Origin of the sequence: Bradyrhizobium sp. STM 3562 (assembly GCF_045571435.1) — a bacterium.
In the GTDB taxonomy this organism is placed as follows: Bacteria; Pseudomonadota; Alphaproteobacteria; order Rhizobiales; family Xanthobacteraceae; genus Bradyrhizobium.
The window spans coordinates 5,874,457-5,889,564 of record NZ_CP120694.1 but is presented as its reverse complement, the minus strand read 5'-3'; the positions used below and the strand labels follow the sequence as shown (position 1 = coordinate 5,889,564).

Genomic DNA, 15,108 nt, shown 5'->3' with positions numbered 1-15,108 from the left:
AGCGCATGCCGAGCCTCGCAATCCAACTCGAATGCGTCAAGAAGTCATACGGCAACAACATCGTTGTTGACGGGCTGTCGTTCGCCGTGGCGCGAGGAGAATGCTTCGGCCTCCTGGGACCGAACGGGGCAGGCAAGAGCACGATTGCACGCATGGTCCTCGGGATGACGTCCGTCGATGCGGGCAAAATCAGCGTGCTTGGTGAACCGATACCGGCGCGAGCTCGTCTCGCACGCATGCGCATCGGCGTGGTGCCGCAGTTCGACAACCTCGACCTCCAGCTCACGGTCCGAGAAAACCTGCTCGTGTTCGGGCGGTATTTCGGCATGAGCGCCCGCGAGATCGAGGCAGCGGTGCCGCCGCTTCTTGCGTTTGCGCGCCTCGAGACAAAGGCCGATGCACAGGTCGGCGAATTGTCTGGGGGCATGAAACGTTGCCTGACGCTGGCACGTGCGCTGATCAACGACCCGCATCTACTCGTGCTTGATGAGCCAAGTACTGGGCTTGATCCGCACGCCCGGCATCTGATGTGGGAGCGTCTGCGATCGCTACTCGCTCGCGGCAAGACCATCCTTTTGACCACGCATTTCATGGAAGAAGCTGAGCGTTTGTGCGATCGGCTGTGCGTGCTTGAAAAAGGGCACAAGATTAGCGAAGGCAAGCCTCACACATTGATAGATGAGCAGATTGGCTGCCAAGTCCTCGAGATCTATGGCGGCAACCCGCATGAGCTGGTGACGTTGATCAAGTCCTACGCGCAGCGCATTGAAGTGAGCGGGGAAACGATCTTCTGCTATGCGTCTGATCCAGAACAGGTTCGGCTGGAGCTGAAGGAGCGCGCCGGTCTACGCTTCTTGCAGCGCCCTCCAAATCTCGAGGACGTCTTCTTGCGGTTGACCGGGCGCGAGATGGAGAAATGAACGATGGGTCAAGGCTATTTGGCGGCCATGCCCGCAAATGCGTACAATTGGACCAGCGTTTGGCGCCGCAACTATCTGGCATGGAAAAAGGTCGCGCTTGCGTCGGTTCTCGGCAACCTCGCCGATCCCATCACTAACCTTTTCGGGCTCGGCTTTGGTCTCGGAATCATCGTCGGGCGCGTGGACGGGACTTCATACATCGCGTTTCTCGCGGCTGGGATGGTTGCGACCAGCGCCATGACCTCGTCTACCTTTGAGACGATTTATGCGACGTTCGCAAGGATGCATGTCCAGCGGACCTGGGAAGCCATTCTTTGGACCCAACTCACGCTGGGTGACATCATTCTTGGAGAATTGGCCTGGGCAGCCAGTAAGGCCGTTCTCGCCGGAACGGCGATCGGGATTGTTGCCGCGACGCTCGGCTATGCTGGCTGGATATCCGTTCTCTATGCCCTGCCAGCTATCGCCTTTACCGGCGTCGTCTTCGCGAGCTTGGCGATGGTCGTCATATCCTTGGCTCCAAGCTACGATTATTTCGTCTTCTACCAGACGCTGGTCGTCACACCAATGGTGTTTCTCTGTGGCGCGGTCTTCCCGATAACTCAGCTGCCTAGCGGATTGCAGCGCCTCGCCGGGTTCTTGCCTCTCGCACATTCAGTCGACTTGATTCGCCCGATCATTCTCGATCGTCCAGCCAGCGATGCCGCCCTCCATGTCAGCGCCCTTTTTATCTACGCCGTGTTGCCATTCTTCTTGTCAATTGCGCTGTTTCGCCGTCGTCTGATGCGTTGATGACCGATCGCGCGCAAAAAGAAGGAAACATGGGATACAGCGAAGTGAATTGTGCAGCAGCACCATAATGAAGACCGAAATCGGCTCACGACGTCTGAGCTTGGGAGCAGGCTGCCATGGGCGAGGCGCATGCGCGCAGTGCCGAGATGCCAATAGCCCAGGTTCACGGAGGGGACTTGTGCGGGGCGGCTGGCAGCGGCTGGGGCGCCCAAACGAGATTGCAGAGCATCTACCGGAGGCAACCTGGGCGGATAAGCGTTGCTCGAACACCCCTCTGCTTCGTCAGGTATGCAGGTGCTCGGATGCAGGCGTGTCAGACCAATCGGTTGGAGTGCACGACCTTCATTGCGGTTTGCTGATGCGAGCGACATGCAAGCAAGCTGGAGTGCCTTCAGGCTTGCAAGTATCGTTCGATGAACGGAGAGCAAGATGCTGTGTCTAGGAGTGAGTGGCGGGTTAGACAAAGTCTACGACAATTCGCTCGATCTGCCGAAGACATTTCTCCACGATGGCGCTGCTGTGCTCGTGAGAGACGGACAGGTCATCGCTGCCGTGGAAGAAGAGCGCCTCAATCGAATCAAGCATTCGAATAAGCTTCCCAGCCGCTCGATTCAGCACTGTCTTACTGCTGCGGGCGTTCAGCTCAGCGACATTGATTGCATCGCATTCTATGCGACGGAAGCCTACTGCAACGCCATGCTGCAGCGCATGCGCGTGTCCCAACGTGAAATCGAGGTGCCGCTGGACGCCAGAGTGCTGCTGCAAACGATAGTGGCGCAGGAGTTTGGGGCCGAGATCGACCCGGCGCGGGTCTCATTCGTAAGCCATCATATGGCACACGCGGTGAGCGCGTTTGCGATGTCGGGGTTCCAAGAAAGTCTCGTGTTTGCCGTCGACGGCGGCGGCGACTTTCTCTCAGGTCTTATGGCAGTAGGATCTAAAAACGAGCTGACCCAGCTCGCGAGCTTCCCTGAGCATAACTCCTTGGGACTGTTTTATCTCGAGACAATCCGCTATCTCGGCTACGGCTTGTTCGATGAATATAAAGTCATGGGGCTTGCACCATACGGGGATCCTGCTCCTTATCGCGAGCTGTTCGCGCGGTTTTACGAGCTCCTGGATGAGGGCAGCTACCGTGTCCACCTCGACCGTATTGGTCCGACATTGCTTCGCGCGATCGAGGTCCGAGGCAAGGGAATGCCGTTCACGCAGCAGCATCGCGACGTGAGTGCTTCATTGCAAGAGGCGCTTGAGCGGATTGTCTTTCACATCCTGCGTCACTATCGCAAGGCCACCGATATGAAGCGGTTGTGCCTGGCTGGCGGGGTGGCCCAAAACTGCACCATGAACGGGAAGCTCTTATATTCAGGATTGTTCGAAGACATCTTCGTTCAGCCCGCCTCACACGATGCCGGTTGCGCGCTAGGCGCTGCGCTCATGGCCTCTCAGGAGCTTGGGCAGTCCGCTCCACGTGAGCGGCTGCGGGAGGTCTATTGGGGGCCTGATCTTGGAAGCGAGCGCGCGATAGAACAAGAACTCCGTGCCTGGGCCGGGCACGTTGAAATCGAGCGACGTGATGACGTCGCTGAGAGCGCAGCCGAGTTGATGGCAGGCGGCGCCGTGATCGCCTGGGTGCAGGGTCGTTCCGAATTTGGACCACGCGCCCTTGGTAACCGCAGCATTCTTGCCGATCCTCGGCCGGCCGCAAACAAGGACCGGATCAACGCGATGGTCAAAAAACGCGAGGGCTATCGGCCGTTCGCGCCATCAGTGCTGGAGGAGTATGCGCGCGAATATTTCGATCTGCCGGAGGGGATGCGCGAATTTCCGTTCATGAATTTCGTGGTTCGGGTGCACGAGGCGAAACGGAGTGTGCTCGGCGCGATCACCCATGTCGACGGCACCGCGCGGCTGCAAACAGTGTCCCGGCAGACCAATCCCCTGTACTGGGACCTCATCAATGCATTCAAGAAGCGTACGGGCGTTCCGGTACTGCTCAATACCTCCTTCAACAACAATGCCGAACCGATCGTCGATTCCGTTTCAGACGCGATTACCACGTTTTTGACGACAGATCTGGACGGGCTTGTCGTCGGTCCGTTCATGATCAAAAAGCGAGCTCCAACACCTAAAGAGTGGGCTGAGCTCGCAGTCTCATTGCCACCTTATGTCCGCCTCCATCGCGTCCGCGCTTACACAGCTTTGGACCGCCAGGAGACGGTATGCGCGATCGAGACGAGTCACTCCGCGTGGGATAGTGTGAGAATTTCTAACGAGCTGTTCGATCTGCTGATGCAGATCGAGGGCGAGGCTCTTGTAGGAGATCTGCTCGAGACGATGACGGTGGATCAGGCGAGGCGCGAATCTCTGGTCAAGGAACTGAGGGGATTGTGGGAGCAGCGGCTCGTCCGGCTGCATCCTTCAAGCGCTGCTCGCGCGCGCCCGGGGCGCGCGTTCATGCGAGAAGACGGATAACAGCGAGATCATGAGTGTGTATTCCCCGGGGTCCAAAAATGGTCGTTGGCTGTTGTGTGCGACCCAAGCCTCGTTCGGACGAGGCTCGTTGCTGAAATCCTACGGGAGCCGCTTGGTAGGAAAACCGAGCCGTGGTGGCCACGAGAGAGATCATGCATGCTGGAAAGTGGTGAGAAGAGCCCAGAGAGTAGATGGCATACAGATCAAGGCGGGCTGCCGGCATCTCTGCGCCGAACATGAGTGGACCTCTTAAGAAGCTATTAACCCCAGTGTAGGCGCCGCGGACGGGCTGAACTGGCTGAGATCACAATGGCCCATTGCGCCATTGTGCGGAGATCATCTTTAACAAACCTGCGTCTCATGAGCGCACAATCACAGGAGAAGGAAGCGAAAATGGTTGCAACTGCCACGACGAACGATCGGTTCGTCGTTTCGCGGCGACGTACCGGTTTTGGTGATTGCTTGTGGTCGCTTGCGGCAGCCTGGAGCTATGCGCGACGGACGGGGCGCGCGCTCGCCATTGACTGGCGTGGCTCCTGCTATCTCGATCAATCCTTTACAAATGCCTTCCCAGTGTTCTTCGAGCCAGTGCAACGCATTGCTGATATACACGTTGCTTGCTGCGGTGATGAGATCAATCAGTTCGCGTTCCCGGGGCCGTTCTTCCCGGAATGGTGGAATAAACCGCCGATCGACTGCATCTATCGTCCGGATGAACAGATTTTCCGGGAACGTGATGAGCTGGCACAGCTCTTCGAAGCCGCAACTGATACTGAAGCGAAGACGGTCGTCTGTGACGCTTGTCTGATGTGGCGTTGCGATGAGACTGCGGAACGTCAGATCTTTGAGAGCATCAAGCCGAGGCGTGAAATCCAAGAACGGATCGATGCCATCTATCAAGAACACTTCAAAGGATACAGCGTCATCGGGGTTCATGTCAGGCATGGCAACGGTGAAGATGTCATGGGACATGCACCTTACTGGGCTGATCCAGATTTGGCCCTGCGTCAGGTATGCGCGGCCATTGATAGGGCGAAGGTGTTGTCGCACCCAAGACCGGTGAGGGTGTTCCTGTGCACGGACAGCGTTCGCGTTCTTCAACGCTTATCGGCCATCTTTCCCGAGATTTTTGTGGTCAGAAAGCGTTTCCAGGCGGAGCAGGCCGGGCCGCTGCACAGTGCAGAACTGGGGGTGGAGGGAGGGATTTCGGCTCTGGTCGACATGTACCTCCTCGGGCGATGCGATACGGTCATCCGTTTTCCGCCGACCAGCGCCTTTACGCGCTATGCTCGCCTTTTCGCTCCGCGCGTCATTGAATTCGATTTGAACGATCCGGCTCGGCTGATCCTGATTGAAGGACATTCGGAACCGTTTCACGATAGTGCTAACGTGCAGCCTGAACCAACCGGTCGTGCAATTGTGCAGATTGCGGATGATCACGTCGAAGCAAATATTGCAGCTGAGACCGACTGACCGCGCGAATTATGCGAAGGCGCGCCATATAGCGCGCCTTCGGCGCCGGCTTGAGGACGCGAGCTTGCAACGGCAGCCTCGTCCTAGCGCGCCGCGATGGCGCCGGAATTGCGGGTTAAGCTTAGCGTTATTGACGATCCATTTTCTCTCGTTATGGATGCGCGGGATCGCATTGAAGGCGCTGATATTTTGCGCCAGCGCCTGTTCTCGCAGAGCCCTCTGTGGCTTTTCGCCGCTGGTCGACAGATGGTTCGTGGTGGTTTCCCGCTGTCCGAATCCGAACGATGCGCATGTCCGAAACCTGCCAAGCAGATAGAGAACGCTACATCTAGTCCAAAAATCGCGAGCCTTCGTTGAGAGTGAGAGTGGCCCAAATCCTGCAAAGCCGGCCCTGAACGAGCGTGAGAATCTGAGGGAAGCTTGAGTCTCGATCTGAACGAGGAATATATGACGACTGCTCCAGCATCGGACAAGGAGGCGGGCCGTCCGTTTCACGTCGATAGAGCCGGCGTCCGCCAGGGAAAGCGGAAGACCTTGCTTTTGACGGGGGCCTCGCGCGGCATTGGTCACGCCACCGCAAAGCTGTTTTTGGAAGCGGGCTGGCGCATCATATCCTGCGCGCGCCAATCGTTTGACGGCGAGCGCTGCCCATGGGACCGCGGCAGCCTGGATCATATCCAGGTCGACCTTAGCGACCATCGGATGCTTCCGCGTGCGATCGCCGAGATCCAAGACCGTCTTGCGGGCGCGCCGTTGGATGCTTTGGTTAACAATGCGGGTATGTCACCGAAGACATCGGACGGGGCACGACTGACGTCGTTGACGACATCGGTCGAGACCTGGATGAGGGTCTTCCACCTCAATCTGGTGGCGCCCATTCTCCTTGCGCAAGGGCTCTTCGAGCAGCTGCAAGCCGCCCAAGGTTCGATTGTCAACGTGACCTCGATTGCGGGTTCGCGGGTGCACCCGTTTGCCGGCAGTGCCTATGCCACCTCGAAAGCTGCGCTAGCGTGTCTCACGCGCGAAATGGCGCACGACTATGCACCGCATGGCATTCGCGTGAATGCGATCGCACCGGGAGAAATCAAGACGGACATTTTGTCGCCGGACACAGAAGCTCGCCTCGTGCCAAACATTCCACTGCGCCGGGTAGGCACACCGGAAGAGGTTGCAAAAGTGATCTTCTTTCTGTGCTCGGATGCAGCGAGCTATGTCACAGGGAGCGAGCTGCCGATTAATGGGGGCCAGCACCTGTGATCGGCAGCGCTGGAGCAACAACCGGCCGCGCCGAATTGATCTACGCCGGTCCGCGCCATTAAGCGCGAAGAACCAAGTGACAAATTGTTAATTTTGGTAATATTTTACCACAATGCCATAAATGCGTGATATTCCTCGAGGCCATCCGGTGAACTGAGCGCCGATCGAGGATGACATGCAACCCATTGCTCACAAATCCGAAGACCATGACAGGCAGCGTGATCAGAACAACGGAGACGTCGTTACCCTGCGTATCGCCTCCTCACGCGAATGCGCCAGCTTAACCACCGAGCCTGACGACAAGCTGACCGCTGAGCACTTGGACGAGAGCGCACTCACCGGCATCTTCGAGATTTCGAGAGTGCTTACCGCCACCTGCCGGCTCGAAGTCACCCTGGCCAATGTCGTCCGTCTTCTGCGATCGTTTGTGCAGATGCGTCATGGCATTATCTCTCTGTTTCAGGATGATGGCCTCGCTGGGATCACGGTCGGCTCCGGCTTGAGCGAAGGCTCCGATGAGCGCTATCAGAATTGGCTGCCGCAAAGGGCGATCGACGAAATTGTGACGACGGCCATGCCGCTCGCCGCAGAGAACGTAGCCCTGCATTCAGCCTTCGATCCCGCGGACGTCGAACTCCTTGGAGCGTCCGACAGAACACCAGTGTCGTTCATTGGCGTTCCCATTCGCGTCGAACCGAAAGTCGTGGGCACGCTGACGGTCGACCGTATTCTGGATAGCAGGTCGAGCATCCGGCTCGAGAGCGACGTCCGGCTGCTTACGATGGTCGCTCAGCTCGTAGGGCAGACAGTGAAGCTGCATCGCCTGTTCGCCAGCGACCGCGAGCGGCTTGTGGCTGAGAAAGACCGGCTGCAAAAGGAGCTATCGGAGTTCAGGCAGCCTGCGCGGGAGCGTAAGAAGGTTCATGTCAACGGGATCATTGGCGACAGCCCGGCTCTGCGTCGGCTGCTCGACCAGATCGCGGTCGTAGCCAAATCGAACAGCACGGTTCTCTTGCGCGGCGAATCCGGAACCGGCAAAGAGCTGGCGGCCAAAGCCATTCACGAGCAGTCGGCGCGCGCCAAGCGGGCCTTCGTCAAGCTCAATTGCGCCGCGCTGCCCGAGACGGTGCTGGAATCGGAATTGTTCGGACATGAGAAGGGGGCCTTTACCGGTGCGTTCAGTGCACGCAAAGGCCGGTTCGAACTCGCCGATAAGGGTACGCTGTTTCTTGACGAAATCGGCGAGATCTCGGCCTCCTTCCAAGCAAAGCTGCTCCGTGTGCTCCAGGAGCAGGAATTTGAGCGTGTCGGCAGCAACCAGACCATCAAGGTCGATGTTCGCGTGATTACTGCCACTAACAAGAATCTCGAAGAGGCGGTCGCAAGAAACGAATTTCGGGCCGATCTTTATTACCGCATCAGCGTGGTTCCCTTGCTGCTGCCACCGCTGCGCGAAAGGCGCGCTGACATTCCGATGCTCGCTACCGAGTTTCTCAAGAATTTCAACTGCAAGAACGGCCGTAACCTGAGCTTCGATTCAAGTGCGATTGAGCTGCTCATGACCTGCGGTTTTCCGGGCAATGTCCGCGAGCTTGAAAATTGCGTGGAGCGCACAGCGACTTTAGCGGCCGGACCATGGATCGTGAGAAACGATTTTGCCTGCTGCCACGGCCAGTGCCTTTCTGCGATGTTGTGGAAGAGCGGATCCGAGGACATAGCACCGCATGCCAAGCCCATTGTAGCCGCGCCAGCGAGACCGGCCATACCGCCGGTTGATGTCGATAAGCCAGTTGCACCTGCGGTCCCACCCCTCGGGAACGAGCAGGCAGCGCCAACTCCTTTCGGTACACCGCTCTTCGGTGGCACAAGGCTAATCGATCGCGACGCTCTCATCAGCGCGATGGAAAGGTCGGGGTGGGTGCAAGCAAAGGCGGCGCGGCTGCTTGGCCTGACCCCGCGCCAAATTGGCTATGCCCTAAGGAGATACGGTATCGAGATCAAACGGTTTTGAACAAGGTTTGGCTTGAGGCCGCAGTTAAGAAATGAGCCGAATAGTCGGCTAAACCTCGCTTCCGTGGGTTGACCTCGAGGGATCCTGCACCTCCAAAATCGAGAAAAGATCGCCAAAGCGGTTCCAGATCGCCGGCACTTTGAGGCCATATCGCGCCGAGACCTTGCCCTCGCCGATGCATTCGAGCTCGGCTGGCGCCTTCTTGGGAGCGGATCTGCGTGGCGCCCGAAAGCGGCTTGCTCGAGGGCAGCCTCAAAGTCGCCCTGGCCTTCGATCTTGCGGCGGATGTCACGTATGAGGCGGCCGAGCCGCGTCCGTAACAGGCGTAATTGCCCGCGATGGTGCTTGAAATGCTTGGTGTGGGCGTAGCGTCCGGCCATCAGCGCCGCGGGCTTTCAGATGCGCCCATACGATGCGGACGAGATTGACTTTGCCGATTGGCTCTTAGTAGGGGCGTTCCATCGTCCGCATGGAATGACCTTGCTCCATCTGTGGAACGCCCCGCGGGCAAGAGCTGTTTCAGTCGATCACACATTAGAGCGGTGCGGTCATATGTCCGGCCGTTGCGCGCGGCACATGGCCGCCGGCCTCGATGAGATCCGCGAAAGGAGGAGGCAAATCAAGTTTGCCCGCTTGAGCGCATTGGGCCAGTGACTTCGCTCGTTACCGGGCCGACACGTGTGTTCAATTGCCTACAGATTCTTCGGTGGCAGCATGGAAGGACACCGTTCTCTCGCGCGGCCGTTGCCGTACGTCCGACTGGACGCGTCTCATCACGCGACTCGAGATGGTACGTCATTTGCTCAGGTCATCTTGAGCATCTCTGCGATCTTGCGGCGCCGGAGGATCGTGGACCCGGCGACTGAAGTTCGCCAATCGGATCGCTTGCGGCGATGTTCATCGACATTACCGCATATGGCAGGTTTATTCGAGGCTACATCGATGTCAGACGCAAACGTCCCTTTTTCAGGAGCGGTGTCGCAATGCTTCCGCTATTGGCAATCGGTCGTTAGCACCCTCAACGGTCAGCTCGGGTTGATCAATGTCAACGTCGTGAAAGCATCCGATCCGGCCGTCGAAGAAAAAATACTGACGAACGTCGCCAGCTATGGAAAGCAGCTCGGTCGGCTTCAGGACGGCTTAATCGTTATGTTGAATCACCTCGAACTCGGGGAGCTGGAGGATCACGAAGTCAGGGCGATTTACGAGCTAGCGCAACTACTGAACGACATCGCAGATGTGAAACAGAGCCATTATCAACAAGACCATTACGAGAAGCGACCGCTGCGCCCAAAGATCCAGATCGCGCTTCGTTCCTAAGCGATTCCGCGTTGGGAACGATCGAGCACTTTGCCTGCAAATTGCCGCAACTGATGGACTGCCCGTTGCAATCCGCCAAGCGGGTAGTGGATCACCGGCTGTGGCTCGCGAAGACGAATTCAATCGCCCACGGCACGACCGAATACTCCGTTCGCACGGCGATGGAGCGCGTCTACAGGCTCCTCAACGTGGAACGGGGTGTGCCAGAGGTGTTCAACTCGACCTATGATATCCGCAAGCAACTTGCGGCGATGGGCAGACTGGGTGACGGCAAGGACACCAAGGCCCCGGGTCGACGCGCATTCTAAATCTCTTAGCAGGTCGAGCCAGCCGTTCGCAGAGATCGAGCCAGGGGTGGTTCTTCGCGCCGAAAGCGAAATCGCATTCGTGAGCCAGCGCGGCATACCGGGCGACGGCGCAAAGGACGTCGGCGCATGTGGTTCGTGCTTGAGCCGCAATGGGTTGGTCAGTCGCTCACCAGAAAGCAGATCCAGCGAGTTCACCACGCTTCTGTTCGGCAACTCGAGGCGGATATGCCTACCTTCATCGACCTGCACAATAAGAGTCCGCGAACCAAATTTTGGCTTCCATCAAAGCTTCTGCCACAAAGCTGATCAGAGATTATGTGGCGAACTGTAGATTCACGGGACTAGGGTTTCTGACATACTGCACCAGCTTGAGGTAATTGTCTGTGATGACAGGTGAGCGGATGGAGGAGGCTGCGTCTTGAAGGAAGGCATTCAAAGTCCGACGAGCGCGAATGCGGCTTTCGAATGATAGTCGTGCAGGCGCGCGAGTACGGAGAGTTGCTAATTCGGAACGGACTAGGTCGGCCGCGGCTGTGGCACAATCTGCGGCGGAGAAGCAGGCAGCAGACATCACAGCTTGTGCCAGTCCTAGTGTGGTGAGCCAACCCGCATAGATTAGCACGGCGCCGTCTGTCTCATCGAGCCCAGAGAGTTCCTCAATCGCAGCAGCATGGACTGGCGCCGCATTAAGAGACCGAAAAAGATCGGCTATTTCGTCACGTGTGGCTCTAGAGAGCAGGCAACGGCCGAGATGCGATAGGAGCGTCTCAGTTGGACCTTCGAAGATGCGGAGAATGCGAGCGTCTCGATAGATTTTAGCTACAGGCGTCCCCTCATCGTAACCACGGCCACCTAACAGTTGGACGCATTGATCAGCGACGAGGCCACACCACTCCGATGACAAAACCTTTGTTGCCGACGCGAGGTGGACATTGGGCGCGCCCTGCGCTGAAACAAGTCGGCAGGATGCACCCAACATTGCCTTCACTACTTCTCGCCGGAGTACCATCTGCTCAAACAACTGCTCGATATAGCTGTTCTCAATCATGCGCAGCTTACCGAGTCGACGATCGCTTGCATATGCGGCTGCGACTTGGATAGCGCGCTCAAGGGCGCCAAGTCCCATAGCGGCCACACCGATACGCCCGCGGTTCATGCTAGATGCTGCTGCTCCCCAACCGTCTTGATCGCGGGAGAGCACGTAAGCACTCGGCACCTCGACATCCTGGAACTCCAGAGTATTTTGAATGATGCCACGTAGACCGAGTGTGCGATGCTCGTGCGTGACCTTTAGGCCAGGAGCCTTCCTATCAACCAGTACACCAACGAGCCGACCTTTCGCATCGGGACCAGAAGCTCGCGCAAAGCAAACGATCCAACGAGCCCAGTCAGCGAGGCCGATCCAAATTTTGCGGCCGGAGATGCGAACTCTATCTTCGTGTATGAAAGCCGAAGCCTCTATATGTCGCGGGGCAGAGCCAGCTCCAGGCTCCGTCAAAGCGAAAGCGCACAGGTCGCCGCGTGTTGCCCCCCGCATGAGATGCCTTTGTTCAGGGATGTGCGGCGCCGCTTCGATGCAGGGCAAGGCCAAGAAGTTATGGATAACGAGGGTAGAGGCAGCCGAGACATCGAAGGATGCGGTGGCGGAGATGAGGTCGATGGCCTCTTGCAAAGGAAGAGCTAATCCGCCGTGCTCTGCTGGTGTAGTGAGCCCGAAAAGTCCATGCCTTGCTAATATGCTGTGTAGGGTCGGAGGGAATGCCCGACGGTCATCCGCGTCAGCGAAATTCAACTGACTCAGGTCATCCATCAAACTGGAATATAGGCTAGGTGCGCAACCTTGATCTGTGCGTTCCTGCGTCTCCCCGAACAGGGAGTAAGCTTGACTGTACATAGCCCCTCGGATGATCTGGACAATATCAGGCCATAATGATTTCGTCCGCGCTTCCTGCCAATCATTCCCGTGGTTAGCTCGACTACACATTGGTATAGTCGATGCGAGCGTCTATAAGTAGGTTGCTCCTCATCTTGATAAATCTCAAGCGCTGGCCTTGTGGCAAGTAAGGAGGACTATTCGACTTCGGCCAACTCGATCTCGGAAAGATAGGCGCGATAGGCGAGCACAATGCCTTCTTCGAGCGTGGTTCGGGCACGCCAGCCGAGCGCGTTGAGGCGGCTCACGTCGAGCAGCTTGCGCGGCGTGCCGTCGGGGCGCGAGGTGTCGTAGCTGATCGCGCCTGTGTAGCCGATGATGCGCGCCACCGTTTGTGCGAACTCTGCAATCGTGATGTCCTCGCCGGTGCCGATATTCACGATGTCGGTGCTCGAATGCACTTTCATTAGGTACACGCAGGCATCCGCCATGTCGTCGACATAGAGGAGCTCCCGGCGCGGCGTGCCGCTGCCCCATACCACTACATTCGGTATGCCCGAAAGCTTCGCTTCATGGAAGCGGCGGATCAGCGCGGCCACGACATGGCTGTATTTGGGATGGTAATTGTCGCCGGGGCCATAGAGATTGGTCGGCATCACGCTGATGAAGTCGCAGCCGTACTGGCTGCGATAGGCTTCCGCCATCTTGATGCCGGCGATCTTTGCCACCGCATAGGGCTCGTTGGTGATCTCCAGCGGACCCGTCAGCATGTAGTCCTCGCGCAAGGGCTGCGGCGCGAGCTTTGGATAGATGCAGGAAGAGCCGAGGAACATTAGCTTCTCGGTGCGGTTCAGATAGGCCGCGTGCATGACATTGGCCGCAATGGCGAGGTTGTCGTAGAGGAATTCGGCGCGCAGCGTGTTGTTGGCGACGATGCCGCCGACCTTGGCGGCTGCGAGGAACACCACTTGCGGCTTCTTCCTCGCAAACCAGTCGAACACCTCGGCCTGGTTGCGCAGGTCGAGCTCGCCGCGCCCCGCGGTCAGGATATGCACATCTTCGCTCGCCAGTCGGCGCGTGATCGCGGAGCCTGCCATGCCGCGGTGGCCCGCCACAAACACCCTCTTACCTTTCAACTCAAACGGCGTGCTTGCCATCTATGATCTCCAGCCGAGCCTCGCGCAGATCGCCCACTACCATTTCCTTCACCAGCTGTGCAAAGGTTGTCTTCGGCTTCCAGCCGACCTTTTGCCGCGCCTTGCTCTTGTCGATGCCGGTCTCCTCGACGAATAGGGCTCTCATGGTTGAACAGGATGCCGTTGCTGGCAAACATCCCGCAGGCCTCGCGGAATTCACCGTGATCCAACGCCGAAGAGCTCCGCCACGCCATAAGGCGAACGCGGATACAAGGGGCGTTGTCTACTTCTGCCGGATCTCCTGCACGAGGCCGTTAAGCTCGGATGTCGAAGCTAGGTAGCAGGAAGCCTCCTTACCGAGAATACGGATGGCTTCCAAGAGGCGCGGGACGGCGATGGCGTCGTTGGCGGCATATTCCGGGCTCTCGAAGCTGACGCCGACATGGTTTGTGCGGGGAGGTTGTAGATCTCGGTCGGGCAGATTTGCTGCACCAGTCCGATCAGGGTGGTCGGATCCGCCATGTCCCCATAGTGCATCAGGAACGGCACGTCGCCGGGATGGAGGTCCTGATAGAGATGATCGACTGCGCTGTGTTGAAGGAAGACGGGCGCCGCTTGATCCCGTGCGCGGCATAGCCGAGGCCGAGCAGGTATTCGGCAAACTAAGGGCCATCCTGCCCCGTTACACCGGTCAGCGCCACGCGCCGCTTGGACTGCTGAGCTGCCATTCTCTTTTCCGATTAGGCGTCAAAGCAACGCGGCCCCTTAGCACCAAAAGGCGGTTTGGCGAAGGGCGTGTACGAGCCGTCACTCCCCGTCGTGTTGTCGCGGCCGATGCAAGCCGTCCGCACTTGGCCGCTCGAATACGCTGAGTGGCGCCTATCCAAGGTGTGGATGCCAGTCATCAAAACAATCGATTTTACGAGTATGGGGAACGGGGCATACCAAAGCCGACGTCGAAGCCCAGGCCAAGACTGGGATAATGATGTCCGGTTTGCGAGACAGATGCGCAGACGGAGTATCAGGCGAGGTTCATGTCTGTCGCGTCATAGCCTTCAGCAGTCTGCGCAACTTGACTTCCGGAAGATTGCTCGGGCGCACCAACCTGATATCGGCGTCTCCTCAACTATGTCGACGCCTGGCGCTGGCGCAAAGCGAACTGGCTTGCCGGCGGCATGCTGGTCTTTCCTCTTGCCGTCACCCTCTCCATGACTAGCTGCATGCACCCAGGGCCGAAGCAAGCGGGTTGCTCGGCGGCGTTTTCTCCGATTTGGCTTCTGCTTCGGCGAGTCAATGTGGCGCGCCGCGATCTCCGTTCCACTGCTTCAGGGCTCAGGCGCGGGCACGATGCTGTCTTTAGCGAGACTTCGGAAGCACGCAAGCTCGTCAGGTTCTCGACAGCTATCCCATTTAGCAAAAAGGGTATGTCCGCGCGGCAGGATGGTGCGCTGATCACATCGGAAGAACATTGGTATTTTAGTCAGTGCTGGGACGTACGGTAGTTTGTTGCTGAGGTCGGACACCTCGAGTAGCTCGATGCCGA

10 protein-coding genes and 4 pseudogenes are annotated in these 15,108 nt (G+C 58.1%); 9 read left to right on the top strand and 5 right to left on the bottom strand.

The features are described from left to right. Positions 1-5: 5 nt before the first annotated feature. The 6 genes from nodI to nifA all read left to right on the top strand — a co-directional run bounded on the left by nodI (position 6) and on the right by nifA (position 8,928). Positions 6-920, top strand: coding sequence for a nodulation factor ABC transporter ATP-binding protein NodI (gene nodI / locus P6U23_RS27330; RefSeq protein ID WP_407175571.1), 915 nt, complete (start codon positions 6-8; stop codon positions 918-920). Between the two features lie 3 nt (positions 921-923). Then, on the top strand, positions 924-1,712 hold the full coding sequence (locus tag P6U23_RS27325; protein ID WP_407175570.1) for an ABC transporter permease: 789 nt from the start codon (positions 924-926) through the stop codon (positions 1,710-1,712). A gap of 429 nt (positions 1,713-2,141) precedes the next feature. Then, on the top strand, positions 2,142-4,187 hold the full coding sequence (locus P6U23_RS27320) for a carbamoyltransferase (RefSeq protein WP_407175569.1): 2,046 nt from the start codon (positions 2,142-2,144) through the stop codon (positions 4,185-4,187). Between the two features lie 393 nt (positions 4,188-4,580). Beyond that, positions 4,581-5,660: a nodulation protein NodZ gene (locus P6U23_RS27315; RefSeq protein ID WP_407175568.1), complete on the top strand. Its 1,080-nt coding sequence runs from the start codon at positions 4,581-4,583 to the stop codon at positions 5,658-5,660. A gap of 420 nt (positions 5,661-6,080) precedes the next feature. Beyond that, on the top strand, positions 6,081-6,917 hold the full coding sequence (locus tag P6U23_RS27310; protein ID WP_407175567.1) for an SDR family NAD(P)-dependent oxidoreductase: 837 nt from the start codon (positions 6,081-6,083) through the stop codon (positions 6,915-6,917). A 175-nt stretch (positions 6,918-7,092) separates the two neighbouring features. Then, positions 7,093-8,928: a nif-specific transcriptional activator NifA gene (gene nifA / locus P6U23_RS27305; protein ID WP_407175566.1), complete on the top strand. Its 1,836-nt coding sequence runs from the start codon at positions 7,093-7,095 to the stop codon at positions 8,926-8,928. A 120-nt stretch (positions 8,929-9,048) separates the two neighbouring features. On the opposite strand, the pseudogene P6U23_RS27300 reads toward nifA, so the two are convergent. Next, positions 9,049-9,323: pseudogene (locus P6U23_RS27300) on the bottom strand (IS5/IS1182 family transposase); the annotation flags it as partial. A gap of 547 nt (positions 9,324-9,870) precedes the next feature. Here P6U23_RS27300 and P6U23_RS27295 point away from each other — a divergent pair. The 3 genes and pseudogenes from P6U23_RS27295 to P6U23_RS27285 form a co-directional block, all read left to right on the top strand. Continuing rightward, the gene (locus P6U23_RS27295) at positions 9,871-10,248 is read left to right on the top strand and encodes a hypothetical protein (protein ID WP_407175565.1); all 378 of its coding nucleotides are present in this window, start codon (positions 9,871-9,873) and stop codon (positions 10,246-10,248) included. 134 nt (positions 10,249-10,382) lie between these two features. Then, positions 10,383-10,541 (top strand): annotated as a pseudogene (locus P6U23_RS27290) (oleate hydratase); the annotation flags it as partial. 180 nt (positions 10,542-10,721) lie between these two features. Further along, positions 10,722-10,887: pseudogene (locus P6U23_RS27285) on the top strand (IS630 family transposase); the annotation flags it as partial. Here P6U23_RS27285 and P6U23_RS27280 read toward each other — a convergent pair. The 4 genes and pseudogenes from P6U23_RS27280 to P6U23_RS27265 all read right to left on the bottom strand — a co-directional run. Next, positions 10,870-12,450, bottom strand: a complete 1,581-nt coding sequence (locus P6U23_RS27280; RefSeq protein WP_407175564.1) for an acyl-CoA dehydrogenase family protein — start codon at positions 12,448-12,450, stop codon at positions 10,870-10,872. The pseudogene P6U23_RS27285 and the gene P6U23_RS27280 overlap by 18 nt on opposite strands. Positions 12,451-12,626: 176 nt before the next feature. Further along, positions 12,627-13,586 (bottom strand): GDP-L-fucose synthase family protein, encoded by a 960-nt coding sequence (locus P6U23_RS27275; protein WP_407175563.1) that lies wholly within the window; start codon positions 13,584-13,586, stop codon positions 12,627-12,629. Beyond that, positions 13,567-13,731, bottom strand: a complete 165-nt coding sequence (locus P6U23_RS27270; RefSeq protein ID WP_407181784.1) for a hypothetical protein — start codon at positions 13,729-13,731, stop codon at positions 13,567-13,569. Before P6U23_RS27270 ends, P6U23_RS27275 begins: the two co-directional genes overlap by 20 nt. Further along, a pseudogene (locus P6U23_RS27265) lies at positions 13,715-14,215 on the bottom strand (GDP-mannose 4,6-dehydratase); the annotation flags it as partial. The gene P6U23_RS27270 and the pseudogene P6U23_RS27265, both read right to left, overlap by 17 nt. Between the last annotated feature and the right edge of the window lie 893 nt (positions 14,216-15,108).

Excerpts from the sequence above, each read along its gene's own strand:
- P6U23_RS27320 (WP_407175569.1), top strand. The coding sequence starts at position 2,142 with ATGCTGTGTCTAGGAGTGAGTGGCGGGTTAGACAAAGTCTACGACAAT.
- P6U23_RS27275 (WP_407175563.1), bottom strand. The coding sequence starts at position 13,586 with ATGGCAAGCACGCCGTTTGAGTTGAAAGGTAAGAGGGTGTTTGTGGCG.
- P6U23_RS27295 (WP_407175565.1), top strand. The coding sequence starts at position 9,871 with ATGTCAGACGCAAACGTCCCTTTTTCAGGAGCGGTGTCGCAATGCTTC.
- P6U23_RS27315 (WP_407175568.1), top strand. The coding sequence starts at position 4,581 with ATGGTTGCAACTGCCACGACGAACGATCGGTTCGTCGTTTCGCGGCGA.
- P6U23_RS27270 (WP_407181784.1), bottom strand. The coding sequence starts at position 13,731 with ATGAGAGCCCTATTCGTCGAGGAGACCGGCATCGACAAGAGCAAGGCG.
- nifA (WP_407175566.1), top strand. The coding sequence starts at position 7,093 with ATGCAACCCATTGCTCACAAATCCGAAGACCATGACAGGCAGCGTGAT.
- P6U23_RS27325 (WP_407175570.1), top strand. The coding sequence starts at position 924 with ATGGGTCAAGGCTATTTGGCGGCCATGCCCGCAAATGCGTACAATTGG.
- P6U23_RS27280 (WP_407175564.1), bottom strand. The coding sequence starts at position 12,450 with ATGTACAGTCAAGCTTACTCCCTGTTCGGGGAGACGCAGGAACGCACA.
- nodI (WP_407175571.1), top strand. The coding sequence starts at position 6 with ATGCCGAGCCTCGCAATCCAACTCGAATGCGTCAAGAAGTCATACGGC.